The organism is Prosthecobacter sp., assembly GCF_044226605.1.
Lineage (GTDB): Bacteria > Verrucomicrobiota > Verrucomicrobiia > Verrucomicrobiales > Verrucomicrobiaceae > Prosthecobacter.
In genome coordinates, this window is record NZ_JBGAGS010000025.1 from 75411 (window position 1) to 102392 (window position 26982).

22 protein-coding genes are annotated in these 26982 nt (G+C 61.2%); 6 read left to right on the forward strand and 16 right to left on the reverse strand.

What is annotated here, in order from left to right:
* Positions 1-131 precede the first annotated feature (131 nt).
* Entirely contained in the window at positions 132-1082 is a 951-nt protein-coding gene (locus tag ACILSO_RS27065; RefSeq protein ID WP_395740611.1) for an IS110 family transposase, read from the forward strand.
* A 319-nt stretch (positions 1083-1401) separates the two neighbouring features.
* Here ACILSO_RS27065 and ACILSO_RS27070 read toward each other — a convergent pair whose 3' ends face one another.
* Positions 1402-2550 (reverse strand): S1C family serine protease, encoded by a 1149-nt coding sequence (locus ACILSO_RS27070; RefSeq protein ID WP_395740612.1) that lies wholly within the window; start codon positions 2548-2550, stop codon positions 1402-1404.
* Positions 2551-2657: 107 nt separating this feature from the next.
* Positions 2658-3839: a hypothetical protein gene (locus tag ACILSO_RS27075; RefSeq protein ID WP_395740613.1), complete on the reverse strand. Its 1182-nt coding sequence runs from the start codon at positions 3837-3839 to the stop codon at positions 2658-2660.
* 191 nt (positions 3840-4030) lie between these two features.
* Here ACILSO_RS27075 and ACILSO_RS27080 point away from each other — a divergent pair, with 191 nt between their 5' ends.
* Complete coding sequence (locus ACILSO_RS27080) at positions 4031-6688, forward strand: FAD-binding protein (protein ID WP_395740614.1); 2658 nt, start codon at positions 4031-4033, stop codon at positions 6686-6688.
* 162 nt (positions 6689-6850) lie between these two features.
* Here the strand turns inward: ACILSO_RS27080 and ACILSO_RS27085 are convergent, their stop codons facing one another.
* The 9 genes from ACILSO_RS27085 to ACILSO_RS27125 all read right to left on the reverse strand — a co-directional run bounded on the left by ACILSO_RS27085 (position 6851) and on the right by ACILSO_RS27125 (position 18805).
* The gene (locus ACILSO_RS27085; RefSeq protein ID WP_395740615.1) at positions 6851-7549 is read right to left on the reverse strand and encodes a choice-of-anchor R domain-containing protein; all 699 of its coding nucleotides are present in this window, start codon (positions 7547-7549) and stop codon (positions 6851-6853) included.
* Positions 7550-7886: 337 nt separating this feature from the next.
* The gene (locus ACILSO_RS27090; RefSeq protein WP_395740616.1) at positions 7887-11117 is read right to left on the reverse strand and encodes an SEL1-like repeat protein; all 3231 of its coding nucleotides are present in this window, start codon (positions 11115-11117) and stop codon (positions 7887-7889) included.
* Positions 11118-11243: 126 nt separating this feature from the next.
* Positions 11244-12122 carry a hypothetical protein gene (locus ACILSO_RS27095; protein WP_395740617.1) on the reverse strand — a complete coding sequence of 293 codons (879 nt, stop codon included), beginning with the start codon at positions 12120-12122 and terminating at the stop codon, positions 11244-11246.
* A gap of 83 nt (positions 12123-12205) precedes the next feature.
* On the reverse strand, positions 12206-12691 hold the full coding sequence (locus ACILSO_RS27100) for an SMI1/KNR4 family protein (RefSeq protein ID WP_395740618.1): 486 nt from the start codon (positions 12689-12691) through the stop codon (positions 12206-12208).
* Between the two features lie 777 nt (positions 12692-13468).
* Positions 13469-14416, reverse strand: coding sequence for a hypothetical protein (locus ACILSO_RS27105; protein WP_395740619.1), 948 nt, complete (start codon positions 14414-14416; stop codon positions 13469-13471).
* A 61-nt stretch (positions 14417-14477) separates the two neighbouring features.
* Entirely contained in the window at positions 14478-14759 is a 282-nt protein-coding gene (locus tag ACILSO_RS27110) for a co-chaperone GroES family protein (protein WP_395740620.1), read from the reverse strand.
* Between the two features lie 125 nt (positions 14760-14884).
* Positions 14885-15637 carry a hypothetical protein gene (locus tag ACILSO_RS27115; RefSeq protein ID WP_395740621.1) on the reverse strand — a complete coding sequence of 251 codons (753 nt, stop codon included), beginning with the start codon at positions 15635-15637 and terminating at the stop codon, positions 14885-14887.
* 427 nt (positions 15638-16064) lie between these two features.
* The gene (locus ACILSO_RS27120) at positions 16065-17675 is read right to left on the reverse strand and encodes a hypothetical protein (protein WP_395740622.1); all 1611 of its coding nucleotides are present in this window, start codon (positions 17673-17675) and stop codon (positions 16065-16067) included.
* 98 nt (positions 17676-17773) lie between these two features.
* Positions 17774-18805 (reverse strand): hypothetical protein, encoded by a 1032-nt coding sequence (locus tag ACILSO_RS27125; protein ID WP_395740623.1) that lies wholly within the window; start codon positions 18803-18805, stop codon positions 17774-17776.
* 475 nt (positions 18806-19280) lie between these two features.
* Here ACILSO_RS27125 and ACILSO_RS27130 point away from each other — a divergent pair, with 475 nt between their 5' ends.
* On the forward strand, positions 19281-21122 hold the full coding sequence (locus tag ACILSO_RS27130; RefSeq protein ID WP_395740624.1) for a hypothetical protein: 1842 nt from the start codon (positions 19281-19283) through the stop codon (positions 21120-21122).
* A gap of 160 nt (positions 21123-21282) precedes the next feature.
* Positions 21283-21534 carry a GlsB/YeaQ/YmgE family stress response membrane protein gene (locus tag ACILSO_RS27135; protein ID WP_395740625.1) on the forward strand — a complete coding sequence of 84 codons (252 nt, stop codon included), beginning with the start codon at positions 21283-21285 and terminating at the stop codon, positions 21532-21534.
* 96 nt (positions 21535-21630) lie between these two features.
* Here ACILSO_RS27135 and ACILSO_RS27140 read toward each other — a convergent pair whose 3' ends face one another.
* Positions 21631-22218 (reverse strand): hypothetical protein, encoded by a 588-nt coding sequence (locus ACILSO_RS27140; RefSeq protein WP_395740626.1) that lies wholly within the window; start codon positions 22216-22218, stop codon positions 21631-21633.
* A 285-nt stretch (positions 22219-22503) separates the two neighbouring features.
* Between ACILSO_RS27140 and ACILSO_RS27145 the strand changes: the two genes are divergently transcribed.
* Positions 22504-23328: an MOSC domain-containing protein gene (locus ACILSO_RS27145; RefSeq protein WP_395740627.1), complete on the forward strand. Its 825-nt coding sequence runs from the start codon at positions 22504-22506 to the stop codon at positions 23326-23328.
* Positions 23329-23543: 215 nt separating this feature from the next.
* On the opposite strand, the gene ACILSO_RS27150 is transcribed toward ACILSO_RS27145, so the two are convergent.
* The 4 genes from ACILSO_RS27150 to ACILSO_RS27165 all read right to left on the reverse strand — a co-directional run bounded on the left by ACILSO_RS27150 (position 23544) and on the right by ACILSO_RS27165 (position 24928).
* Complete coding sequence (locus ACILSO_RS27150) at positions 23544-23720, reverse strand: hypothetical protein (protein ID WP_395740628.1); 177 nt, start codon at positions 23718-23720, stop codon at positions 23544-23546.
* Between the two features lie 293 nt (positions 23721-24013).
* Positions 24014-24256, reverse strand: coding sequence for a hypothetical protein (locus ACILSO_RS27155; protein ID WP_395740629.1), 243 nt, complete (start codon positions 24254-24256; stop codon positions 24014-24016).
* Between the two features lie 14 nt (positions 24257-24270).
* Positions 24271-24600: a hypothetical protein gene (locus ACILSO_RS27160; RefSeq protein ID WP_395740630.1), complete on the reverse strand. Its 330-nt coding sequence runs from the start codon at positions 24598-24600 to the stop codon at positions 24271-24273.
* An 85-nt stretch (positions 24601-24685) separates the two neighbouring features.
* Entirely contained in the window at positions 24686-24928 is a 243-nt protein-coding gene (locus ACILSO_RS27165; RefSeq protein WP_395740631.1) for a hypothetical protein, read from the reverse strand.
* Between the two features lie 765 nt (positions 24929-25693).
* Between ACILSO_RS27165 and ACILSO_RS27170 the strand changes: the two genes are divergently transcribed.
* A complete protein-coding gene (locus tag ACILSO_RS27170) occupies positions 25694-26839 on the forward strand; it encodes an IS110 family transposase (protein WP_395740632.1) in 1146 nt (381 codons plus the stop codon).
* Positions 26840-26982 lie beyond the last annotated feature (143 nt).

A 26982-nucleotide genomic window follows, 5' to 3' on the forward strand; every position in this document is an offset into this window, starting at 1 on the left:
TCAGGCAGCCAGTCGCTCGCACGCCAGGACAAGCTCGAACTCGAACAGTTGACTGAGCCTGCCACAGGCCATGCCTGCAGCGGAAGCTCGCATCACAAGGAAGAAGTCGAACACTCAAACTCATCCTATCCATGAACACCCATTCTACCTCTGCTGCTGAGGTTGTCTATGTTGGCGTCGATGTCTGCGCCGAATGGCTCGACATTCACGGCATTCCACACAAAAAGAAGGCCTTCAGGCTGGCCAACACCACCGCCGGCCACCGCAAGCTCATCACCATGCTGCCGCCCGGCGCACACGTCATCCTTGAGGCCACCGGCGGCTACGAGCAGGCCCTCTGGCTGGCCCTGCTGCGCGCAGGCAAAACCGTGAGCAAACTCAACCCCGCCCGCGTGCGTCACTTCGCCAAGGCCAGCATGAAGCTGGCGAAGACCGACGCCATCGACGCCGCCGTGCTCGCCGCCTTCGGTGCCGCGCTCAAGCCGCAGCCCGACACCCTGCCTCCTGACTGGGAACTCGAACTTTCCAGCCTGGTCGGCCGCCGCGAGCAGCTGGTCACCGCACGCGCCATCCAAAAGACCCAGCTTTTGCAGCTGAGCCACCCGCAGCTCATCACACAGGCCAAGGTCCTGATTAAGGCTCTGAGCAGGCAGATCGCGCAGCTCGACAAGCTCATCAAGACCGCACTGGACCATCAGGACGCACGGGAGAAGGCCGCGCGCCTCCAGCAGATGAACGGCATTGCCCAGGTGGCCGCAGCCACACTGATGGCCGAACTGCCCGAACTCGGCAGCCTCGACGACTCACGCATCGCCTCCCTTGCAGGGCTCGCCCCACACCCCTACGACAGTGGTCCCATGCGAGGCCAGCGTCACATCCAGGGTGGACGCAAAAAGGTGCGCCGCGTGCTCTACATGGCCGCAGTGCGCTGCCTGAGCATCAACCCCATCCTCAAAACCTTTTACCAAGGCCTGCTCAAACGCGGCAAACCCTTCAAAGTCGCCATCACCGCAGTCATGCGCAAAATGCTCTGCGTCCTCAACCGCTTGATCGCAGATCCAACATTCCAGCTTGCCAACTGACACAGTTGCTGTCTGTCGATCAGCGTGTGGCAGACACACTGAGCATGCGCCATTGCTTTAGCTTGTGGCTTGGCGATGGTGGTGGATCATTCGCTGACGAGGCACCCTGAGTGAGCGCTGATCGACAGGCAGGAGTGCCTGTCGTACTTCCTCTTCGGCTACGCCTCGCTATGGCGCTTCATGCAGGGATGTAGGATGGATGTGGTGACGGCTCGCCCGTCCATGGCATGCAATACGATGCGATGCGATGCGATGCCATGTCATGTCATGCCATGCCATGCGGATCCCGCGCGCTCCATCTTGTGAATGCTTTCCTCCTTCACTCCACCTGCCGGGAGTACTGGCCGCGGGCGTGCTGTTCGAGGAAGGGGATGACGGTGTCGGTCTTGATGGCGAAGGTGAACTGGGCGAGCTTGGGGTCCACGGCGCCGAAGCCGAAGGTGAGAATGCCCACGACGTTGCCCTCGGTGCTGATGACGGGGCCGCCGCTGTTGCCGGGATTGGCGCGGATGTCGAGCTGGAGGACTTCGCAGTCGTGGAAGACCCGGTTGGTGGAGCTGATGCTGCCTTTCACATAGGTGGCGCTCAGCTCGATGAACTGGGGGTAACCGACCATGATGACTTCCTCGAGCTCGCGGCACTGGGCGGAGATGCCGATGGGGAGGACGGCGTGGTCCTCCGGCAGCTGGACCCGGAGAAGGGCCACGTCTGGCACGGCCTGCTTGGCGATGAGGGTGGCGTCATAGATGGTGTTGTCGGCTTCGAGCTGGACGGCGAAGTGGGTGGAACCATCGACGACGTGGTTGTTGGTGAGGACGAGGCCGGGGCCGATGATGAAGCCGGTGCCGTGGCCTTCGACGCCTTTTTCGGAGCCGGTGGCGACTTTGACGACGGCTTTTTTCCATTCGGCGGCTTTGTCGGCCAGGGTTTCCACGCCGGCGCCGGGGCTGCTTTTTCCGAAGCGGAAGAAGCCCCGCAATGCCGGGGGGACGATGCTGCGGTCCTGATCCGGAGGGTAGGTGAGGGCGAGGGCGCGGCCGGCTGCGGCGTCGTCCCAGCCTTGCTGGAGGAGCTTGAGTTCGGTGTTCTTGAGCTGGGTGTCCGCCTTGATGCCGAGGGCGCTGAGCACTTCCGTGAGGCGCTTGCCGATGTCTTTTTCAGCGACGGCGAAGGTGCGGTAGTAGGGCATGGCCTCCTGGGCCATGCGGTGGCCGACGGCGTACCATTCGCCGAGGGGATCTGGCGTGGCGCCGGGGGTGCTGGCGAGCAGGGTGGAGGGCGTGGTGGCGGCGGCTGTGGGGAGGGTGGGGGTGCGTGCGGAAGGGGGAGGTGCGTAGGGATTGCGCGGGACCCGCGCGGACTCCAGGGCGTGCACGCTGGCGGGCGGCTGGAGGTGGATGAGTAGCGCGAGGGCCAGAAGGATGGCGGAGGCGAGGGCTCGGCTGGCGTGGTGAAAGGCGGTGGGCATGGGGCTGGGGCGTGAGGTGGTGGCTTGTCTTCCTGCGGCTTCTGCTTTTCCTCCCTTGGTTCGGAGCTCTGAGGGCAGGGGGGCAGGAGGTGAAGGTGGCGTGTGCGTTAGAGTGCCGGGCGGATCTGCAGGAGGACGAACTGCTGCTGCCTGGGCTGTGAAGGGTCCTGGGCCTGGCCGGTGGGGATGTATTCCACGGGGAAGTCCACATTGTAGTCCACGGTGTATTTGGGCAGAGTGAGGCGTGTGACGGTGAGCTTGGTGGACTCGACCTTGTCTTTGAGCACGGCTTTGATGCGGGTGGCTGCGAGGACATCGGGCAGGCCGTCGAGCAACTGCCAGTCGAACTTGCCGAGGAGTTTTTTGAGGCCCTCGATCTCCTGCTCGTTGAGGAGGGTGTGCCTGGCGGGGTCTGAGATGACGTAGAAGACGATGTCCACGGCGGTGAGCTGCGAGCGGTCATTGAAGGCGCAGATCATGGCGCCGGAGGTCTCGCTGCTGCTCTGGCCGATCTGCCAGAGCATGGGCGTGGCATCGCGATACTGGGGGAGCTCGATGAGGCCGGGGAGGTCCGGGGTGATGGGGACGGGCAGGGTGCCGCCGGTCTTGGCGACGTTGACGGCATCGCCGACGAAGGCGTCGAAGTTTTCCTGGGTGGCGAGGTAGCGGGCGGCGGTGCTGGCGTAGTTGAAGGCGAGGTTGTCCTGGCGGACTTTGTTGGCGGCGGCGAGCTGGGCCATGCTGGCGCGGATTTTATCCTCCTCGGCTTTGTCGGCGGCGGCCTTGGCCATGCGGGCCTGCTCCATGGCCTTGGCGTTGGCATCGTGCGCAGCGCGGTCCACCCAGGCGCCTCTGATGCGGACGTAGCCTTTCTCATAGCGGTCCACCTCTGCCTGGATGGCATTGACGGCGGCCTTGGCGGAGGCGGCCATGCCGGGGGACTGCCTGGCGGCGGCATTGAGCTGGGCCTGGATGCCTTTGCAAAACTCCACGTGCTTGTCCGTGGTGAAGTCGGCCTCAAACAGCGCGCCAAAATTGATCTCGCTGACGAAGAGATCGCGCGCGAGGAAGATGGGCTTTTCCTGGCCGACATCGTACTCCAGGTAGGTGGGGCCGGGAGTGGAGGAGATGAAAAGCATGCCGCCGTAATGCACGGGCTGGTCGCTGGGGACTTTTTTGTAGATGACAAATCCGTGCGCGAAGCGAGACGAAGCGGGAGCTGCATGAGAGGCGCCCGGAAGCAGGCAGATTAAGAAAAGAGCCAGCAGGGAGGGGAGGCACGCGCGCATGCGCGGTATGTAGGTAGCGGGGATTTTTTGTCTAGAGGAGATTGGCGGCTTGGGAATGATGAATGAGGGCGCGCATAACGGCGTATGGGGGGCGAATCGATGGGAATGAAACGAAGCGGATGGGTTATATTTAAGAAAAAAAGTTAGATTGTCTAATCTTTGCAATTGGCTAAAAAAGCAGTCTATGGCTTATGATGAGAGAGCATGTTTCTAAAAATAGGATTGCATATCGAGGGAGAAAACAGGAAAAGTGCGCCGTCATGCCTACCCAAGCTGAAATCGAGACGGTTCAAAACTTCCTGAACAACATTCCCTCCTTTAAGACAGAGGTGTACAAGCCAGCTAATTTGAAGGAGCTGGTGGCGATCATGAAAAATAGCAAGACCGCTGCGCCAGTGCGTGCGGTGGGCACGAAATACTCGCTGAACTCCAACTTCGTGGTGGGTGGTGCGACGAAAAATCAAGGCTCAATCATCAACACGGATGGCCTCAACAAGGTGCTGAACGACAACTATCCGGGAGCGAGCCCGGGAAAAACGCTGCTGTATGTGGAGGCGGGCATCAAGATCAGGCACCTCCTGGAATACCTGCACAAGAAAAAGCTGGCACTGCCCACCATGGGCGCGGGAGGGGCGCAGTCACTGGCTGGCGCGCTCTCCACCGCAACACACGGGGGGGATTTGAATGAGAGCGTTTTGGGCGACCACGTGAAGGCCTTTCATCTGGTGAAGGCAAACGGCGAGGAGAGCTGGGTGGTGCCGGTGAGCAACAAGGTGCCCATGCCCCGCAAGGGCAAGGATTGGCCGACGTCAGATGACGGCATTTTTCGTGCGCTGCAGACTTCCGTGGGGCGGCTGGGGATCATCTATGCCGTGGTGCTGGAGGTGGAGCCTGCCTACCAGCTGGTGGAGGTCAACGAGGCTTGCTCCTGGAGGGAACTGAAAACCGCGCTGAAAAAGAATCCCGACGACAAATCTTTGCTATCCCGGCCGATTTTCACCCAGGACCTCCATTACAAGTCCTGTTGCGATGGGGTGAAGGCCATGGGAAATCTGAAGTGGGAGAAGGCCGGGGGCAAGCAGGGGGCCTCTCCGCCTTGGAAGGGCTTGGTGCAGAGTATGTGCACGTATAAAGAGAAGGGCGAAGAGAAACTGCGTCTGCCGCTGCACCATCTGAACATTGTGCTGAGCCTCGCCAACCCAAACCAGTGCTGGATCACGCGCCGGTGGAAGGATGACGGGTACCTATTTCCCAGCTACCTGGAGCCTAAGGCCGAGGACACTGATTTGGCCAAATTCTTGCGGAAGCACGCCGTGCCCGCAAAGAATCTTCTCGGGGAGTTGAAACACGAGCTGGCTCAAGAAATTGCCAAGGAGCAGACCAAAAAAGATTGTTTTGGTATTATTGCTTGGGGGCCAGTGCGAAACATCGTTATTCGTCTGCTGGTTCTGCTGCAGACAAAAGGCTCCACCTTTGATATGAAGGAAATTACAGAAAAGGAGTCCTACATTATCCCCACGGGTGATATTGAAAAAGCGGTTGAACCCTACTACGAGCTGGCGAACTGGCTGTGCGGCATGATCAACAAAGAGCTTCCCGACGTTTTGGAGCAGCCCTACGAATCGGAGCAGATCTACGAGTCGGAGGAGGAACGGGCCGGAGAGCTGGCAGTGCACGTTATGCACCGCATGTTCATAGACCAAAGAATAAAATTGCCTGCGGAATTGCGGTCTTGGCTGGAAAAAGCCATCCAGGCCACTGAGAAAGCCTTGGGCAAAACAAGAGACAAACTGGAAGGAGACCTGGCTGAAAAGTCCGGTAGCGATAGGACAGACTGGCTGAAAAAACTGCAAGAGTTCCGGAATCAGTGGTCCACGAAGGAGGCGTTTGAATCCCTCAAGAATGGGAAGACCATGAGAGATTTGTTCAACGTCCTGACGGCGCAAATCTTCTCCTCTCAGGTGGGCGATCCGCTGCGGTGCGATGACTCCAACAAGATCCTGGACACCCATGACTACAACACGGACGGACTGATGGGGGCGCGCTCTGCGGAGTATTTTTTTGATGCTTCCAAAGACGACTTTTTGGATTTCATCGAAGACGTGAGAAAGCTGGCTGAAGAAAAGTACCCTGTGCTGGGATATGTCGGAATCCGTTTCATGCGCAAGGCCGCCGGCCTGATCTCCATGCAGAGGTGGGACCTGACGGTCTCTGTGGAGGTAACGACGCTGGCGGCACGCCGGCAACAGGTGCACCGCATGTTTGAGCTCGAGGTGGAGACCCTCTCCTCTGATGCGGGGGCCATTCCTCACTGGGGGCAGATATTTACCAAGAGGAACTCTCTGGTGGAGATGATCAAGACTGGCAAGGTGAAGGGAGACATCGTGCGCGACTTCGAGCATTGGAAGCAGGTTCTGAGGAAACTGGATCCAGAGGGGCGCTTTGAAACAGAGTTCAGCAAGATGGCAGGTTTGAATGCAAAAGAGCTGGAGGTTTATGGTCGCCGAGGAAATCCCAAGGTCACCCTAATGCCCTCCTACGATACGAGGCCGCGTCCGGGCCAGGGCACCAAGCCGGCCAAGAAACCCATCGGGCTGCCCTCGTTACCCAAGCATCCGCCGAGGCCTGTGGCCAAAAAGGAAGCGCCCACATCCAAACCAAGCTCCAAGCCTTGGACAACAGTATCTGGCAAAAGTGCTGAAAGAGCCAAGGACAAAGCCAAGGAGCCGCAGAAGTGGACGATCAAAAGCTCCGCCTCATCTGCCCCGCGCAAGAGTGCCGGCGGGGGGAAGACATCAGCGAAGACGCCCACCCCAGCCAAAAAGGCTGCTGATAAGAGTAAGGGCTGATGGGGGGAGTGCGCAGCGTCCTCTGCCAGTGTGTTTCTCTGCTGTTTCTTCGATTTCTGCTCCTCCTCCGCAGTTACTGCCGGGGGAGGCGCGGTGGATGGCTGGCGGGAGAGGTGGGCAGCCACCTCCCGCATCGGCATCGGCCGGCCAAAAACGGTCACCTCATGCCCGCCTGCGGCGGCGCAGAAGGAGGGTGCCCGCGCCTGCGAGCAGGAAGAGGGCGCGGGCGGGCTCCGGTGCGGCGGCAAGGTTCCCGCTGAGGGAGAACATGCCATTCGAGTTGGCATTGCCCACATTGATCCACGAGCTGCCGCCATCGGTGCTGTACTTCAGCTGGGTGGCGGTGACTTCGGAGAAGGTGCTGCCGGCGTCCATGGCGGTGGTGGCGGTGGTGTTCCACATGACGGGAAAGGGCAGGTCCGTGGCTGTATCCACGCTCACAGCCATCCAGTACTTGGTGTTGGCGGCCAGATTGATGCCTGCGGAACTGACGCTGTAGTTTCTGAAAGTGCCGCTGCCAGGGCCGATGGGGTCTGCGGCGACGTTGAAAGTGGAGAAGGTGCCGACCAGGGTGCCGGGCAGGCCGGCATTGTCTGTATAGATCTTGGGCGTCATCACATGGGCGATGTCGTCCCAGTTGGAAAAGGAAAAGGTGGCCCCGGTAATGGTGGTGGCGGAGGCACTGGTGAGGAAGTCCGTGGCGTTCACATCTACCACACCGCCATACTCCATGTAAGCAAAGCCGTCGCCGGTCTGACCCAACGTACTGAAGTAGGTGGTGGAGGCTGCGGCGTGTTTAAAGCCTGTGGCGCACAGCAGCAGGCTGCAGAGCAAGACCCATGAACGCGGAGATTTTTTCATCGAGGTGTAGTGGGGAGAGATGTCTCTAACAAACGGTGGGTATTTAGGATGGTTTATCAGAATACTTGGGGGTGCAACGGAAAAAGGTCACGGGTAAGGATTAGATTGCTATGCCATTGGCTACCCAATTAAATGCGCAGAAGTACCTCCCTTCTGTGCCGGCAAAGCGGGCCCGGCGGTGGCAAGAGGGGAATGGGGGCAGCGCACCGCTTGCCTTTGCGACGGTGGCAGGGATTTTTTGTCTAGAGGAGATTGCTGGGGAAGAGGTGGGGGTGGAAAAGGGACGGGGCATCTGTGGGCGTGCGGTTTGAAAGGGCTTCGCCCAGCCTCGGCGCAGTCACAGATCGTGCTCTTTCTGGAATTCTTTGGCGCGGCGGCGGGCGGTGGCGGTTTGTTCTGGGGTGAGGGTTTGGTAGAGGGACTCGGCGGCGGTGGCGGCGTCTTCGTTTCCTTCGGAGGCGGCGAGGATGTACCACTGCAGTGCGGCGACGGGGTCCTTGGCGATGCCGGTGCCGGCCTGGCTGGCTTTGCCGAGGGAGAGCTGCGCGTTTTCGTCTCCCAGTGCGGCGGCTTTGAGGTACCACTTCACGGCCTCGGTGGCGCTCTGCGGCACGCCGAGGCCTTTGGCATAGGCGTCTCCGAGGGCGTTCTGCGAGCCGTGGTGGTCCTGCTCGGCGGCTTTGCGGAGCCATTCGGCTGAGAGTGCGACGTTCTTCTCCGTGCCGGTGCCATAAAGGTAGCAGCAGGCGAGGCTGTACTGGGAGCCGGCATAGCCCAGGTGGGCGGCCTCCCAGAAATAGTCGAAAGCGGTGTAGGCATTTCTGCTGACGCCTTCGCCGTTCTGGTAGCAGATGCCGAGGGCGTCCTTCGCGCGGCGGTTTCCCTGCGCGGCGGACTTGCGGTACCACTGCAGGGCGGTGGTGTAGTCTTTCTTCACGCCGCTGCCTTTGTAGTACGAGACGCCGAGAAAGAACTGCGCGTCGGGCTCGCCCTGCTCGGCGGCTTTGCGGTACCACTGCACGGCCTCGGCGGGATCCTGCGCGAAGGATTTGCCCATCTGATACTGCGCGTAGGCATTGCCCTGCGCGGCGGCTTTGTGCGTCCACTTTTTGGCGGCGTCTTTGTCCTGGGGCAAACCTTCGCCATTGTAGTAGGCGCTGGAGAGCCAGTTCTGCGCGCCGTCATCGCCCAGCTCGGCGGCCTCGTGGAAGAGCTCGATGGCCTTGGCGAGATCCCGCTCCACGCCTTCGCCGCGGTAGTAATGCAGGGCCTGAACGTGCAGCGCATAGACGTCTCCATACTGCGCGGCGAGGCGGAAGGTTTTGGCCATCGCGTCAGCGCCAGGGGCCTGCGGCTGGAGCAGGAGCTTGCGAAACTGCGCGCTGCCAAAGCCCTTGTCAGCGGCGCGGTTGAAGAGCTTCAAGGCGGCGGCTCTGTCCGGGGTGAGGTGCCTGCCGAGGAAGAAGCAGGCGTCGGCATTGCCCTGATCTGCGGATTTGCGCAGCCACTTCCCGGCCTCGGCGGCATCTTGCGCGGTGCCCTGGCCCTGGTAGCAGGCGCGGCCAAGCCGGAACTGGGCGGCGGCGTGGCCTTTCTCCGCGGCGATGCGCCACTCCTTCACGGCCTGCGCGGGGTCTGTGATGAAATAGCTGCCGAGGGTGAAATGAGCGGCGGCGTGGCCCTGCGCGGCGGCTTTGCGCGCCCAGGACTCCGCCTCGGCCTTGTCCGGCTGCATGCCGATGCCGTTCAGGCAGGCCCTGGCCATGGCGTTCTGCGCAGCGGCGTTGCCGTCCTCCGCGGCGGAGCGCCACAGGCGCACGGCTTCGAGATCATTCTGCGGCAGGCCGTAGCCTTCGTGGCAGGCGTCTCCGAGCCAGAGCTTTCCCCAGGAGTAGCCGTGGTCCGCGGATTTGCGCAGGTAGTCCACGGCGCGCGCGGGGTCTTCGGCCACGCCGCGCGCCTCCCAGTAGCAGACGCCGAGGCTGTACTCGCCGGCGCCATCGCCCTGAGCGGCTGCTTTTTCATACCATGCGATGGCATCCGCCGGGGTGGCGGAGAAATGCTTGCCCATGAGGCACTGGGCTTCGGGATCGCCCTGCTCGGCGGCCTTGCGCATCCAGCGCGCGGCCTCGGCCTTGTCCTGGGGCACCTCCCCGCCCTCAAAGTAGAGCCAGCCGAGAGCGCCCTGCGCGCCGGCGTAATGCTGCGCGGCGGATTTGTGGTACCACTTCAGGGCTTCGCCCACATCTTTGGCCAGGCCTTCGCCTTTGAGGTAGCATCCGCCGAGAAAAAGCTGGGCCTCGGCATGGCCCTGCTCCGCGGCTTTGCGGAACCATGCGGCAGCCTCGGCGGCGTCCCTGCCCACGCCGCGGCCTTTGAGAAAGGCCTCGCCGAGATCCTTCTGCGCGGCGGCATCGCCCTGCTCCGCGGCGGCGCGATACCATTTGATGGCATCGGCCTTGTCCTGCGTTTCCTTGACGTTTTGCGCGGCGGCTTTGCGCCACCATTTCAGGGCCTCCACGGCGTCTTTTTTGCCGCTGTGGCCTTCGAGGTGGGCACGTGCCATTTCATGCAAAGCGGGGGCGTAGCCTTCATCGAGGGCGGACTGCAGCCACTTCATGCCGGCGGCGTCGTCCTGCGGCAGGCCGGTGCCGGTGAAGCAGGCGCGGGCCAGCTCCACCTGGGAGGCGGCATCGCCCTGCTCGGCGGCTTTGCGCAGCCACTTCGCGGCCTCGGCGTCGTCCTTTGGCACGCCTTTGCCCGTGGCAAACGCCTGCGCGAGCGTGCGCATGGAGGAGAGGTCATCCTGCGCGGCGGCGGCGCGGTGCCACTGCACGGCCTCGGGGCTGATGGCGGCCTGGTCATCCTCCAGCTGTGCATCGCCCCTGCTGGCCCAGAGGGCGGCGGTCTTTGCATCTTTGGTCACGCCCGTGCCTTCGAGGTAGGCGAGCGCGACGGCAAACTGCGCCTGCGAGTCGCGCTGCTCGGCCGCTTTGAGCAGCCACTCCACCGCCTGCGCGGGATCTTTGCCGATGCCGTTTCCGCTGAGCAGGCGCTGGCCCAGGAGGCGCTGCGCCACGGCATGCCCCGCCTTCGCCTGCGCCTGGATGTGCGCGAGAGGCGAGCTCCCGGTGACGGGGCCTTGCGCGCCCTTGGCAGCGGGCGCCGGCGCTGCGGGTGTGGCGACAGGGGCCGGAGCCGGGGCGGGTGCTGCTGCCGGGGCGGTTGCTGCCTTTGCAGCGATGCTGGCGGGCACTGCGGGCGGCGTGGGCGCGCCATCGAAGCTGCCCGTGAAAGGCGGCGGCGGCTTGAGGAATGGATTCGGCGACGGCTGCAGATCCTGCGCCAGCGCCGCTGCGGGCGCGCCGAGGCCGAGCGCCAGCGCGGCGGTGACGAGCGCGGACGAGGCACCAGTGAATGGTAGGAAGTAGCAGGGCGGGCAGGTGCCGCGTTGCTGCTTGTATGGCGGCGGCTGCGCCGGTCCCGGCGGCAGCGCGGCTCCGATGGCGTTCTCCTGGGTGAAGGTCGCGTCAAAGGGAGGAAACGGCGAGTCTTTGGGAGAGTTCATGGCACAGGGCTTCCAGCGAAGCATCAAAGAAACGCGGTGTCATGCTCAGAGTTTCTGCTTGTGAGATTGGATCAAGCAGAATCGCTAGGTTGCGAGCCTATGGCGACTGGCGCAGCACGGGCGCTCTCACTTGAGTTCCATGGACGTTTGCGTGTCGAGATTGACCACGCGTCTGGCGAGCGTCTGCGGGATGGTGAATTCAGCGGGAGGGACGTTGTCGGCGTGCGTGGCCTGGGCGGGATCGACGAGGATCTCGAAGACGGGTTTCGTGACACCGCTCTCCAGCAGCGTGACCGTCTGCCGCGTGTGCAGGGGATGGATGAAGGCTGGCGCCTGATTCAGCGGCCAGGGCTGGCTCCAATGCGTGACCTCCAGCAGCGTCTGCTTTTTCTCCGCGAGTACTTCGGTGAAAACACGCGCTGGCAGTCGCGCCGCAGCGTCCAGGGTGATGTGGATCTTGCTTCCGTAGGAATCGCTGCGCTGCAGTTGCAACGCCGTGCCGCCGGTCTCGCGTGCCAGATCCGGCGCGGCTTTGAGCAGACTCTCCGCCGTGGAAATGCCGGGCAGGCAAAACAGCTCCGTGCTGCCCAGATAAAACGCCTGCCAGCTGGAGCAGAACCACGGATGAAAGGCCAGGAGCGACGGCACAAACCGGCGCAGACTGGGGGCCGAGGCATCTTTTCCCATCAAGATCAGCCTCGCATCGCGGTGGTAGAGCTGGAAGACCTCGCCGTCATAGGCAAGCCACTCCACGAGGAGTTCCGGAGAGAACGCCGGCACGCTGGCGGAATGCTTGTAGCGCTTGATGTAAAACGCGCCGCCGCAGTGGCAGAACGCATAATCGGTCGTGGTAGGTGCTGGTAGGTCGCTCTGATGGTAGAGGACGGTGTATTTCAGAGAAGCATTGGGCAGGTGGGAGAGGCCGTTGAGCAGCGGGAGGAGGGCGCGGTCCTGGGCGGGAAGGGGGAGGGACAGAAGAAACAAGAAGAGCCAGAAGATTTTCATGAGGCCCGGGTGATGTGGCTGCGTGGCATGAAGGGCTTATAAGGCAGCGGCGGCTTGGGTGTCAATGCAGCGAAACCATTGAGCTACGGCTCGCATGGATTTTCCAAATAGCCCGGTATATCCTGCTCAACTGTCAGAATCGGTTCATCAACACCTACCCCTATGAAGTAGAAGGCTAGAAATTCTTCAAAGCTCCGCCAGCATGGCTCTAGCTTGCCCTCTTTAAGCTCCTGATCACTGCGTTCGAAGTCGACAACATACACGGCGTCCTTTTTCGTGTCATAGACCAGCACCGCATCAGCCACTTCTTCGGATAACACAATCATGCTGGTCGGGAAATGGTGAACGGTGCGACCAACGGTGGTCAGTTCTTCGGCGTGGCCTACGATTTCTGCCAGTTCGAAAGCCGTATGGCGGCTGCCAAAGACACCTCGATACCTGCGATAGAATTCGATGAACGGTCGGGGAGGCGTCACACCCAGTCGCTCGATGGCTGCGTCCACTTCGGCAGGGGCGGATCGAAAATGGCAAGACGATGCTTCAAGAAATTCCTCCACTTTGGGGTTCATTCGTTAAAATCTAAGGAGTTTTTCATTCACTTCCAACACTGTTCTGATTCAGGATCTCTTGAATCCTTGGCCGCAATGCGATCTACCTGTTCGGAACTTGCAATGGAGATCAGGCGGTTGACGCAGTTACATCAGTTACGAGGATGGCGGAACGGTGCGAACGGTCCGGGGCCACTCGTCAACGCTGTGTGGAAGAGAGCCTCTCGCATACCTTCGGCATGCGCCCTTGCGCGTTGGATTGTTTGTGCACGGGGTCCGGTGGTTCCCGCTGCACCGCTACGCGGTTTCGCTTCACCACTGGCTAAGTTTCTCGGCTCCTTCCAGGAGCCAATGCGCCGGGCGGTTTGAGCGGGACGGGGCGGGTGTGTTGCACGGCCATGTTTGAACACCACGAATGGTCGCTGGCAGGTGAGTGCGAAAGAACGCGGAGCGTCCTGGAGTGCTCCAGTCCTCCCGAGTAACTCAATGCGGGGAGGCGCGGGGATGTAGCGCGGTATTCCGATACCGCGACGGTGCCGACTCGGTATCGGAATACCGAGCCACGTCCCCCGTGCCACACGCTGTGAGCAGGTTTCCTGCAGCGTGAGACCTGAGAGTTAATCTCTGTTCCGCAATCAAGCCGCCTTGAGTTCCGGTGCTCTGGAGCTTTGCGCGGACCACGAGACTTTCGAAAGCGCCGGAGGACCGGCGCAGTCCAAAACGCAAAGCGCATGCAGCGCCAGCATTCAAAAAGGGCCAAGATGCGTGGTGGCAGAAACTTCATTCCCCACCCAAGGCTCACCAGTCCATCCTCCCCTTCGCAGACAGGCACCAGCCTGGCACGAGGCTCACCGGCTTGCTGCCCTGCGGGCGCATTTGCTCCAGGAGGACGAGGGCGGTTTTTGCCTGCTCGCGGACGAGCTGGACGGCGTCGGCGTTGTGGGGGCCGGGGGTGTCGTAGTTGGTGAAGCTGGGCTTGCTGAAGAAGAGATCCGTGGCCACGGGGAGGAAGATGGACTCCACAAAGGCGGCGGGCACGGGCACGGGCGTGCCGGGATCGCTGCCGTCCTCGTTTTTCACGTCGGCGATGGTCAGCGGGCGCAGCGCGGTTCGGGCCTGAAACTCGAAGACGGTGTCTGCCAGCACGTAGCCGGAGAGCATCATGCGCAGGCGCACATGGCCGTTGTTTTGCGCGGACTCGATGAAGTAGCGCGGTTCATTGCACGCGTGCGCGGTGAGATCTTCGCGGCTGTTTGCGGCAAGCAGTTTGCGCAGGCTGCCACGGTAGCGCACGGGATCGAGCACGGTGATGATGTCCGGCGCGAGCTCCACGGTGTCCACATTGATGGTGGCGCTGCCTTCGGTGTCCGTGGAGAGGTGCGGAAACTGCAGCGTGGCGATCGTGGCTTCGCCGCTGCCGCTAAGAGACAAGATGCGGTTCATGGCGCTGTCCCCGGGCAGCTGCACCCAGCAGCCGGCGGACCACGGCTGGAAGTGTCCGGTGCAGGTCATGCCGCCGGGCTCGAGGCCGCTGACGGTGAGCGTGGACGGCGCACGAAAGTAGGCGCTGCGCTGCTGCTTCACGGCAAACAGGGGCGCGAGCGCGGTGATCTGCTGCAGAGCGGCATTGCATGCATCGAGCGCATCGGGCAGGGGATCGGGGTAGAGCGTGCCGGTGAAGGGGATGGTCTGCTGCTCCGGGCGGAGGTAGCGGAGCATGGCGTTGATGGCTTGGCGGAGAGTCATGGCAAAGGTGGGAAGGTGAAATTGAATCAGTGAGTGTGTGGCGGGGGTGAAGGCGGCGGCCTCAGTCGAGAATGGCGATGACGTCGGCCTGCTGCGCGAGCTTGTAGATGCGGCCATCGCGCGGGACTTCGCCACTGGTGTAGCGGCTCACCAGGACGCGCTGGCCTGCGCTGAGATCATTGAGCGAAACCGTGGGCCCGCAGGAGACGATGGTGCCCTCCATGCGCGTGACCGCCCCCTGCACTGCGGTGGGCAGCACGATGCCGGCGGTGGTGGTCTGCTCCTGCGGTGTGACATCGAGAAGGAGGTGGTTGCTGAGAGGGTGGATTCCAGGAGTGTGCATGGGGCGGAGGAGGGGTGGTAGTTTGTGGTATTGGGTGAAATGGGCGGGATGGGGTGCTGTTGGCAGCGGTGGGAATTCGGAAATGCTCAGTGGAGAGGAAGCGGTGGGATCGAGGACGAGTTGCGCTAAGGGGAACTCGTGGGCGCGGGAGCGATTTTTGGTGCGGAGGGGGCGATGCTTTTGCGGCGGACCCAGCCAGCCATGGCCAGTTCAACGCGCGAGCGCGGGTGGTCGATGGCGGCGCGCACGGATGCCTCGGCCACGCCAAGAAGAGCGGCCATGGCCTTGAGGCGCTTGGGTGGCTCCGCGAGATCGTAGGCAGCCTCGTGCAAGGGCCTGCCATCCGCGGTTTGCAGCTCCGGCAGACCATCTGGCATGCCGTCCAGAGCCTTGGCGGAGGAGGGGGCAACAACCGTCGCGGACGTTTCATCCACCGCCTTCTCCCCGGGAGGGGAGGTGGGCGCAACGGTCGGCTCTGCACCCGGCCCAACCACGATACGGGTGTCTGTGCGCGTGTCCGTTGCGCCCGTCTGGGCGGAAATGGTAGATTGTGGTATTGGAGAAACCGGCGGGGCGGGCGTGGATGGCTGCTCCAGGGTGACGACCATGGAGTGCGCCATGTGCCGCTGATCCATGATGTCGTGCGCCAGGCGCGCGCGGTTTTCCTGCCACAGGTGCAGCGGGATACGCAGCACGTGGCCCTCCAGCGCGGGATCAAAGCGGAAGATGTAGGAGCGAGTGCCTTTGTCCCTGAAGTCATACGGCGCGGTGTTCCCCACGCCGATGAGCTTTACCAGGACGAGAGGCTCGCCGCCTTCGATGAATTTGGCGAGCGTGGAGGAATCAACGCGGTTGGGGAGTGTGGAGGGTGGTTTCATGGAAAGGGGAAAGAGTTACAAGTTTAAGGTTTAAAGTTTGAAGTTGGCTTCGCCTGCTGCGCCAGCTCTGGCTTCGTTATTGAACCTGGAGCGGTTCAAGTTTTGAAATGGAGTCTTCTTGTTTCCTTCCTGGGCGGATCACAAAAGACTCGCCGCAAGGAAGGCTTTGGAAGGAAAGAAATGGGGTTAAGTGGTGGAGAGAAAGGCCGGAATCCGGACCGGCTAAAGCCGGTACTACAATACGAAGAGCGGAGCCGGACGGGCTAATGCCCGAACTACGAGCGAAGAGCCGGAGACTTGAAACTTGAAACCTTAAACTTTGAACTAAGTGCCGGTAGCGAATTCGCATTCGAGCAAGAATAAGACGGCAAAGAAAGTTAAGTGGCCCGCACGGCACTTCACCGCGCCGTGCGGGCCGTGGGTTTCATCAGGCGCTCAGCGTCGGCACCTCAAGGCCGGGGTGCTGACCAGCGTGACGCAGCAGCGAGTAGCCGCTGGTCTTGCCATCGGTGCGAATGCACGGGGCCTGGCCGAAGATGGTCTCATATCCGCCGCCATCCACGAAGGAGTAGTCGTCCTTGTCGCCCACGAGGAGGTCGTCCCCCACGTAGGCGCGCACGGCGCTGTCCTGGCCGAGAATGAGGCTGCACATGTCTACCGCACCATTCGCATTGCAGGGAATGATGTAGGCACCGGCATCAAACTGCGAGGTCCAGACAAAGTCCGGAGAGCAGTTCGAGGCGCTGCCAGCACCACCTGCGGCGCGGGTGTAGCTGGTGCCAGCGCTGTTCAGGCCCCAGGTGTCATCCGTGGCCACGAAGTTCCCCAGCGTGGTCACACCGAGACCGGACTGGTCGTTGGTGTTGTTGGGATTCAGGATGTGCGTCAGCAGGATCTGGTTGCCGTTGTTGTTCGGCGTTCCGGAAGTGCTGCCCGCCCAGCTCACAAAACCCACCGAGCCATCCGGATTGACGATCCACGCATAGTAGGTGGTGCCGGCGCTGGTGATGTTGTTGTAGAAGGTCGTCCACGCCACGCCGCCGGGGGCGGTGGTGGCACTGCTTGCGGACTGGCCTTCATACCACTCATACTTGTAGCCGCCCAGCCACGCCATGTAGGGTGTCTTGGTGTCGGTTGCGTGGCTTTTCAGCACGCAGTCGCCCGCTTCAGAGTCCACGCCGAAACCGGCGGAGAGCATCGCACGCGGGGCCAGCGGATCAGCGCACTGGTCGTTCTCAGGATCGACCGACGCATGCTCAAAGAGGCCCACGCCATTCCAGTCCAGCAGCTTGCCGGAGAAGAGCGGGTTTTCCTCATTGCCACGCGCGCCGCCATGCATGGCCGCCTGCTCATAGCTCGATGAGTTCTTGATGCTGGCGATCGCCGCATCAGGAATGTACACCATCGGCTTGTAAACCGGGCTGCCGTGCTTGCTCGTCACCACAATGCTGCGGCCGCCGAGGCGGCGCCACTGCGGGATGGCATTGGTGATGCCCGAGGGCGTCAGCGTATCCAGCGCATTGAGGGAGGCGAGGGTCTTGCGGCCGTTCGGAAAGATGGTGTTGCCCACGCCCTGGAGCTTGAGCGCCATCTTCATGTCATTCATGCGGCGGCGGCCCAGCTTCTCGCGCAGGGCCAGCAGCACCGCGGACTTTACCCCGCCGCCACCGGCCATGAACTTGAGCTGCTTCTTGGTGAACTTGAAGGCATCGCGCCAGAAGTCCACCACGCAGCCAAAGGTCTTGAAGTCCACGCTGGACTCATTGCCGCGCAGGGGTTGCTCGCCACGCGCACCGGGGCCGCGCGGCTGGCTCATGACGGTGAATTTGACCTCGTCGCCCGCATGGGCGTTGGCCAGGTCTTTGCGTACGATGAAGGGCTTGCCGGAGCCCTCGCCGCCCTCAAACATCGCAAAGTCATCCACCGAACGCGCGCCTTTGCGGAGCTGCTGGGAATAGACCTTGGCGACGACGGACGGATCAGCCGCGACGGCGGCTGCGAGTGTGGATACGATGGATTCTGCGTGATATGCGCTCATGATGTTTTTCTGTAAATGACTGTCGTTTGTTTTGAAGGTGAACTAGCGTGGTATGAGAAAGCCGGACCTAATATTCAGTGGCACGGATGGGGCCCTGGCTACCGGCGTGAATGCCGCGAGGTCAGGTGATCCAGACTTTGAATGAAAGCGTCCTGCTGCTCAGGAGTCAGCTTGTCGATCTCCGCCATCGCCGTCTCGGGAGACAGCGAGCCGGCGGAGAAGCCAGGGCCGACGGGGGAGCCGGGAAGCCGCACCGAATGTCTCGGCACAGGCGGCACCCGGGACAGGCCTCCTGCGGCATACGGGCTGTGCGCCGCGCCACCGCTGAAAAACTTGTCCATCACCCGCTGGCCGATCCTCTCGGGCCAGTCAGGTTGGTTGAGAATTTGGTCGTTCTTTGCCTCTGCAAGCAAAATTTCATCATCGCACAAAGGCAGAAAGCCGGAGCGCTCGTCCGCGATCAATCCGCCGAAGGATTCCATCGCACGCGCATGGCTTTCCGACTGCCCGCCCTCCCATGCGTGGGTGGCGGCCGCCTCCTCGCGCCGTGCCTCGCGCAGGTCCAGCTTCACATCCTGCATCTGCTCCAGAATGTCCGTGGCCGAAGGGTCATAAGACTCCTTCGCCTGCTGGTACTGCTGCTGCAGGTAGCTCAGGTGATTTTCCAGCTCCGCTACCTGCGGGTAGATGCCCGGCACCTCCTCCGCCGCCGCCGTCCCGGCTTCCGGTTCAGACACCGCCGCCGCCATTGCCTGCGGCAGCGCCGAAATGCCAAACACCTGCGCAAATGCATCCGCCGGAGACTGCCCGGCGCGGATGAGGTCCAGCGCCTGCACCGTGCGCGTGCGGTCCTCGGGCTTCAGCGCCTTCAGGGAGAAGCGCGAAGGCCCTTCGTCATTTCGTGCGTTGGGCGTGAGCTGCTTTGCCAGCGCCGAGTGCACACGATCCGGGTCGCCGCTTTCAAAGTCCGCCACCTCCGCGTCGCTCATCTTGGTGATGTCCGCGCTCTCCAGCACCTGCTCCAGCGTGGTCGGTGCGGAGGAGTCGCCGTCCGCGCCTGAGCCCAGGGCAGGGGATGGGGCCGCAAAGTCTGCGGCGGAGTCGTGGCTGGCAATCGTGTCGTCTGGCATGGTAGTATGTGGTTGTGTGTGGTATGGTATCGAAAAAGCGTGGTGGCTGGTGGAGAAGGAGGAGGCGGCGGCGGAAAAGGTCAGCCCAGTCTCAGGCGCTGGCATTGTCCCCGGAGACCGGCGCCCGCCTTCCGTGAGCGGCTGCGCGGGTTCATCCTCTTCATCAAGCGGTGGTCAGGCATGTGAAAAGCCTTGGGCCCGTTTTTTGAGAGTCAATGACGGAGATGAAAATTTTTTGCTGAGCCTGCTTGATGCGTGCAATGCTGGCACAGCACCCTCTTCACCTGCACCTGCACCTGCACAGATGCTCTCTTGCAGTCAGAGCCGGGTGCATACACTGCCCGCGCTGAAGTGCCGGCTGTCGTCACGCCAGCTGTACCGCTCCTCATTGTTGCGCCTGCATGCGTCGAAGTAAAACCCGCCGCTAAGCTTTGACTTGAGGCTTTCCACCTTCAGCTTCACCCACCTTTCCGCCATGACCATTCCAGACGCCCTGCGCATTCTCGATCTCACCGCACCCACCACCAGAGATCAGGTGGACACAGCACGCCAGGACGCGCTCTTCGTTTGGAAAGCCAGCCGCTTTGAAGGAGATCCCGCGCTCGCCGCCAGGGCGCAAACAAAGACCGCTGACATCGAAGCCGCCTACCTCTTGCTCCAGGATCTGCCAGACCACGATTCTCTCTGGGTGGAAAGCGCCACCGACGCTCCCGCGGGCACTCACGCATTTGAAGAAGGTTTTCCCGCCGACGTGGGCGCACCGCAGACCCGCGGGCCACGTTCTCCCGCACGAAAGAAGGCCGCGCCTGCGACCATCGTCGCCTGGATCGTCGCCATCGTAGGTGCAGCGGGCCTGGCAGTACTGCTGACCACGATTTTCTCCTCGCGTGATCATTCGGCCACCGATGCCAGCACGAGCACCAGCGCCCCAGCCGACGCAGGCACCGCCACAGCCGCAAGCGCAGAGACGACAACCACCACGACGGCAACGACAACGCCCACAACAACAGCCCACGTGAGGGCAGACACTCCGCTCGAAGAGCTGCGTGCCAGCGCCGAGCAGGGCAATCCACAAGCGCAGGTGTACCTCGGCCTGGCCTGCCAGCACGGCCGCGGCACCGCGCGCGACTATTCTGAGGCGGTGCGCTGGTATCGCAAAGCCATCGCGCAGGGCAGCGCCGAGGCCGAGGCACGTCTCGGCGAGTGCTATGCCATCGGCTACGGCGTGCCAGACGACAAGGCCGAGGCGATGCGCCTCTTTCACAAATCAGCGGACCAAGGCAACGCTGAGGGGCAGTTTCAGCTGGGCTACTACACCTACCTCGGCATCGGTGCCACCCAGGACGATGCCGAAGCCGCGCGCTGGTTTCTCAAGGCCGCCGCTCAGGGCCACGCGCAGGCCGAGAGCTTTCTGGGAGACTGCTACCTCAGCGGCAGCGGTGTGCCCAAAGATGTGAAGGAAGCCGTCAGCTGGCACCGCAAAGCCGTCGCGCAGGGAGACGCGCAGTCACAGTATCGCCTCGCCTGCTTCTGCATCGATGAGACAGGCGTCCCCTTTGACGCCGACCAGGCCGCCCGCCTCTTTCGCCTGGCCGCAGACCAGGGCCATGCCGGAGCCCAGACAGAGATGGCCATCATGTGCCTCGAAGGCAAAATCCTATCCAAGGACGAGGCCGAGGGAATGCGCTGGCTCCGTAAAGCCACAGACCAGGGCCACCCCGGCGCACTCACAAAGCTCGGCGCCTGCTATGCCAACGGTATCGGCGTTCCCAAAGATGAAGCCGAGGCGCTGCGCTGGGTGCGCAAGGGCGCCGAAAAAGGTCACTGGATGGCCCAGCTCCACATGGCCATCTTCTACGATATGGGCATGGGAGTTCCCAAGGATGAGGCCGAGGCCATGCGCTGGATCCGCAAAGCTGCCGTGCAGGGAGACGCCGATGCCCAGATGCTCATAGGCAACGCCCTCCGCGAAGGCCGCGGCATGCCCAAGGACGAAGCCGCAGCCATCCCCTGGCTGCGGAGAGCCGCCATGCAGGGCCAGGATCAGGCGCAGTATCTTCTCGCCACTGCCCTGCAGGAGGGCGTCATTCTGCCTCAGGACAAGGCCGAGGCCTTCGCATGGTTCACCCTCGCCTCCGTGCAGTATCACAGACAGGCCAAGGACAGCCTGGAAAAACTCACGGCAGATCTCACTGCCACCCAGCTCGCCGCCGCCCAGCAGAAAGCCGCAGAGCTTCAGAAAATCGTCCCCGCCATCCTTCTCCCGCCCCGCTGGTCTGCCTACCGCCCCTCAGGAGCGCCAGTCACAGACCTCTAGAGATGCGGCAGTGAAACGGGTTCACACCCATCTTGCCAACTCGCACTTGCCTGGCCATGCCATGCCCGCTGCCAAGCTGCCCATGTGATTTAAAAAGAGCGACAAGGCCGCGTCGCGAAGTCGCTGCGAATAGGTCTCGAACTTCAATCACACTCGCCTTATGACGTTTCTTTGGACCCTGCTCATCGGATTAATCGTCGGAGTCATAGCCAAGGCTGTAACCCCGGGAAAAGATCCCGGTGGCTGCCTTGTCACCATTCTTCTGGGCATCGTCGGCGCCAGCGTGGCCGGTTATCTCGGTCGGTCTGCCGGATGGTACACCGAAGGGCAGCCCGTGGGCTTCCTCGCCTCCGTGCTCGGTGCCGTGCTGGTGCTGCTCGTTTATCGAATGATCACAGGCCGGCGTGCATAAGATAATATAAAATAAGCTCATATAACGACTGTGAATTTCAGATGGGAAACGGCTTCAGGTGAATACGGCACTTCATCTCATCGGCATCACGCGCTTTCACGGCACACCGGGTCGCTTCACCTGCCGGAATAATCGGCCGTCTTGATTGTAGAGAATTTGTTCGTCCGTCAGGCGGGCCCAGGTCTGTCGGCGCAGTGCATCCATGTCGGGCTGCACCTGCAGCGCCTGGCTGACGGCGATGACCCTTCTCACGTGCTCGGCGTGCCGGGCTGCGCTGCGCCCTTTGCCCCAGCGGCCTAGCAGGGAGGCATGCGCCAGCAGAGCCTCCGCCGACAGGCATTGACCAGCAGCGGCGGCCTCCACAAGCTGCCAGCCGCGGCTTTGCAGGTGGCGCCTGCTGCCGCGGTCCGCAGCCGTGTCTGACTGCAGCAGGCACACACAGCCCAGAGTATAGCTCAGCTCCGCATCGGAGGGCCTCGCGGCGTGCCGGGATTCCAGAATGCGCCGTGCCTCGGCCAGATCCCCCCGCTGCAAGGGAGCCAAAGCCTCGGGCGGAGAAATCAGATCGACGGAATCAAAACTCGCAGGACGGACGCAGCCGATGCAGCCGCTCAGATGCAGCAGCGCCAGCAGGCCGATGCAGCCGTTTAATAACGCCATTTTCAACTGCCTTGAGAAGTTCATCGCTGTGAGTTTTTGCCGGCATCCCGGGACTGCGGCAGGTTCTTGGGGAGTCTCTGCCTCAGGGCAGCAGCGCTTCATACACCGCAGGAGGATGGATGATGCGTGCCCTCTCGCCAGGATGGCTCACCGCATGCTCTCCATCAAGAGATCTCATGAAATCTTCCACGATCATGGCCCGCTGCTCGATTGACTCCGCCGCTCTCGACGTCCACTGCCGATTCCACCCTTCGGAAGCGGGAGATGAGATGGGCTTGAAAACTCAGGTGCCGTCTTGTAGGCACCCGCATGCGAATCCACAGCCTGCACCTTTATCCGGTCAAATCACTGCGCGGTTGCGATGTCACATCCGTGGAGGTTGACGCGCTGGGTTTTGCCGGAGACCGGCGTTTTCTCGTCGTGGATGAGCAGGGCTGCTTCCTCACGCAACGCACCATTCCTGCCATGGCGACGGTTTCCACCGCACTGACGGAGAAATCGCTCACCCTCTCCGCCGAGGGTCGCGGCAGCGTCTCGGTATCGCGCGCTGGCGATCCACACGCCATGCTTCTTCCCGTGAGTGTTTGGAGTGCCAGCGGCCTGCTCGCCGAAGATTGTGGTGATGAAATCGCCGACTGGCTCACGCAAGTGCTCGCCGTGCGCTGCCGCCTCGTGCGCATTGGCGGCCGATTTCGCCGCCCCGTGACCAAAGCAGCCGCGCACGCGGGCGATCTCGTCTCCTTCGCCGATGCGGCCCCTCTTCTCATTGTCAGCATTTCATCGCTCGAAGAGCTGAACCGTCGCATCATCGCAAACCATCGTGAGCCCGTGCCCATGGATCGCTTTCGTCCCAATCTCGTCATCGAAGGCAGCCACACACCCTTTGCCGAGGAAGAATGGGCCGCGCTGAGCATCGGCGGCGTGCGTCTCCGCACCGCCGGACCGAGTGAGCGCTGCATCATGACCACCACCGACCAGCACTCCGGCCGCCGTGGCGTTGAGCCGTTGCGCACACTCGCCACCTTCCGTCGGGTCGCAGACGGCAGCGCCGTATGCTTCGGTGTGAACTTCATTCAGGAGAGCAAATCAGGCCGTTTGAACGTCGGTGATGCCGTTGAACTCTGTGCCGCCTGACGTCCCGCCCTCAAATTCGTACCGCAGCACTCCCACCACGGGAAACCGGGTGCCGGGTGCAAATATCTGACAAAATGGAAGTTTGCCTGGTGAACCAGAGCCTCTGCAAAGCGGAGTAACTTCGATTGGTACGTCAATTTATTCGCACGCCATTTACCCGGGAAAAAGCGACTTTCTCCTTCGTATTCATGTCGCCTGACCCCATTTACTAGCCGTTACTCCACAATGACAGCGCGCACGAAGCTGCTGCCGGCGTATTCCAACGGATAGTTGCGCAAAAATTCCTCTCCGTCCTTCGGAAAGTAGAGGCTTCCGTTTGCGCAGATACCACTGTATTCCACCATTTCCTGCGTCGTGGGGTCGTCGCAGACAGCATGGCCGTTGCGGTCCAAAGTCCATGTGCAACAAAGTGTCCCTTGGGGATTGTTAAGGTAACTTCGAATTTCTACTTTCATATCAAGAGTTAATTACTGGCCGATGTCGTGAAAGGGAACTGGATCAACGCGATGCTTCTCGGATGGCAGGTGGGCGTTGATTTCATCCAGTGGAAACGAGGCCGAGGTGCAAATTTCTGAAAAAATGGAAGTTTGCCCGGTGAACCAGAGGCACAGCAAAGCGGAGCAACTTCGTATGGTTTGTCAATTATTTGCACCCTGATACGGTGCAGACCCACAGCATCGTCTCCTTACTCCACAAGGACGGCACGGACGAAGCTGCTGCCTACGAAATCCCACGGCAGATGTCGCAAAAAATCTTTCCCATCCTTGGGGTAGTAGCGGCGCCCGTCAAAACTGAACCCGTGCATTTCCATGGACTTCTGTTCGAAGTCGTTCGTGCAGATCGCATGACCTTTTTCGTCCAACGTCCATGTTTCACACAAGTGGTGTTTCTTTTGATCGTGGTTATAGGAGTAAACTTCAACTTTCATGGGAGCTCGATGGTTTATTGGCTGATATCGTCAAAAGTAACTGGGCGGGATCGCTGCTGATCTGGTCGCAGGTGGGCGTTGATTTCATCAACGGTGAAGTTGCCATAGCTGCCGCGGGCCAGCAAGGCCTTGGCACGGGCAAAGAGGCCATCGATGGCTTCTGGTTCCAGATGTTCCTTCAGAGACTTTCTGAGAGGCTCCTCATTGTCGAGCATGCGGTGCAGTCGCGTTTCGTTGAGAGAGGAGATTGGCTGCTGCTCAAGAGGACCCCAAAAGCGCTTCTCAACAACGCCGGTATTGGCGGGCAGGGAGTGACCGTTGTCCACAAGGGCGGTCCCGGCCATTGGCCCTCTTTACACGAAGTGATTTTCTGAACTGCGTAGAAAAGATCACTGGTGACAGGTTCTCATTTTTTAAAATGAGATGATATCACTCGACAATAATTGCACGGATGAAGCTGCTGTTAGCAAATTCCAATGGATAGTTGCGTAAAAAATCCTCTCCATCCTTCGGATAGTAGAGGCGACCGTGGCTGCCGCAGATTCCTCCATATTCTAGCATTTCCTGCTGGTCTGCATCATCACAGACCGCATGCCCGTTGGGCGCCAAGGTCCACGTGCAGTCAATTCTTCCTTCGGGGGCGTTGTGGTAGTTACGAATTTCGACTTTCATATCTTTAGGTGTTATTGGTTAGGATCACCGAAGCGACCGGGGACACGTTGATTAAGCGTGTCCAGAGTCTGCGCTGTCGCGCCAGCTAGCTGTGTTGAGTCGCTGCCGAAGTGGCCGGCGAGTTTGCGGCCGCTGCCGCCTCCGCCTGCGCTGCCTTCATCCAATCCACTATTTTTTGATGCCCCGGGCTGCGAGTATAAGAGTTGTTTATTCTTTCCAAGTAGCGTCTGTCGTGCAACAAGGGCCCGAGAAAGTGTCGTCGCACCAATTCCGCTTCCTCCGGGGTCCAGTCCCGATACGATTTGTTTAAAATCTCCTTCGGATAGCCTGCGCCCGGTAGGTTCATGAGTGACAGTATCATCCTCAGGGTTCCATTTCAAGTCTGCAAGGCGTACGTTCTCCAGCGCAGAAACGGGGGCAAGGTGCAAATTTCTGACCAAATGGAAGTTTGCCCGGTGAACCAGAGGCGCTGCAGGGCAGCTTTGAGTGCGTTGTCAATTATTTGCGCCTGACCCCATTTCCCTGCTGATATTTAGCGGAATAAAACGGCCACTTTTCAATCGATTAACTCATTAGGAAAGCACATGTTCCAGACGTTCTTAAAATGTGCATGCAGTAATTCTTGCGTGGGGTAGCTGTCGTCATCAGTCCATCTCTCGAACTCGATTGGGGGAAACGGGGTCAGGCGACATGAATACGAAGGAGAAAGCCTCTTTTTCCCGCACCTCGCCCTAGGAGAACGCGATTTGGTAGAGTGAGTGCACCATGAGCACTCAATCACACACCCCACCGGCCATCATCACCGAAGACGCAGCCTTCATCGGCATCGACTATCACAAAAAATACAGCGTCTGGCATGCCGTTGACGCCGCAGGCAACGGACTCGACAAAGGACGCATCGAGCATCACTCACCGCATGACTTCAAAACACTGGTCAAACGCTGGCCCAGTGTCCGCGTCGTGTTCGAGGCCAGCATGAACTGGCACTGGCTCTACGAGGTGCTTGAGAGCGCCATGCCAGCGGAGCACATCATGCTGGCCAACCCCTTCAAGACTCGCATCATCGCCGAAGCCCAGGTGAAGACCGACAAGATCGACGCACGCATCCTCGCTCGGCTGCTGCGCGCCGGACTCATCAGCAGCGTCCACATCCCATGCAAAGCCACGCGTGAGCGCAAAGAGGTGCTGCGCCAGCGCTGCTTCTTTGTGCGCCAGCGCACCATGCTGCGCAACCGCATCCACCGACTGATCGGCGCACAGCATGATCTCAAGCTGCCACAGTGCAGCGATCTCTTCGGCAAGAAGGGCATGAGCTTCCTGGAGAAGCTGACGCTTCCAGCTCCCGCCGGCCTGCTGCTCAAGCAGCAGCTGGAGATGCTCAAAGGCTTGCAGCAGCGCATCAAGGAGGACGAGAAGGCGCTGGAGGCCATGATGAGCGCCACCGACGCGCAGCAGCATGTTCAGACCATCCCTGGCATGGGCCCGATCCTTGCGGCAGTGGTTGTCAACGAGATCGATGACATCAGCCGCTTTAAGAGCGCACAAAAGCTCTGCGGCTACATCGGCCTGTGCCCGAGCACCACCAGCAGCGGCGGCAAGACCTACAACGGCAAGCTCATGAGGCACTGCAACAAGTGGCTGCGCTGGGCCTTCGTGGAGGCCGCCTGGGTGGCGATGGGCTGCGACTCCTACTTCGGCGACCTCTACCAGAAGAAGCGTGCCGCAGGCAAGAAGGCCAACACCGCCATCCTGTGCGTGGCACGGCGCATGGCACGCATCGCCTGGCAGCTCTTGACTGAAGGCAGGGACTACCAGAAGATACCTCCAGCGCAGGTGGCGAAGCCAAAGAAGGCCGCCAGACCGAAACAGACTTTCCCCAGCCGCTCCAATTGCACACTGGTTGGCTGCTGAGCCTCGGCTCATGCTGCGCACCTCGGGTCAGGATGGAGGGCTGGGGATCTGATTCGTCGCAATGGAAGGGAGCGCATTGAAAACAAGTCGCTCGCCCCGCAGAGAAGTGTGATCACAGCATCGCCACCGCTGACATGGAGCAT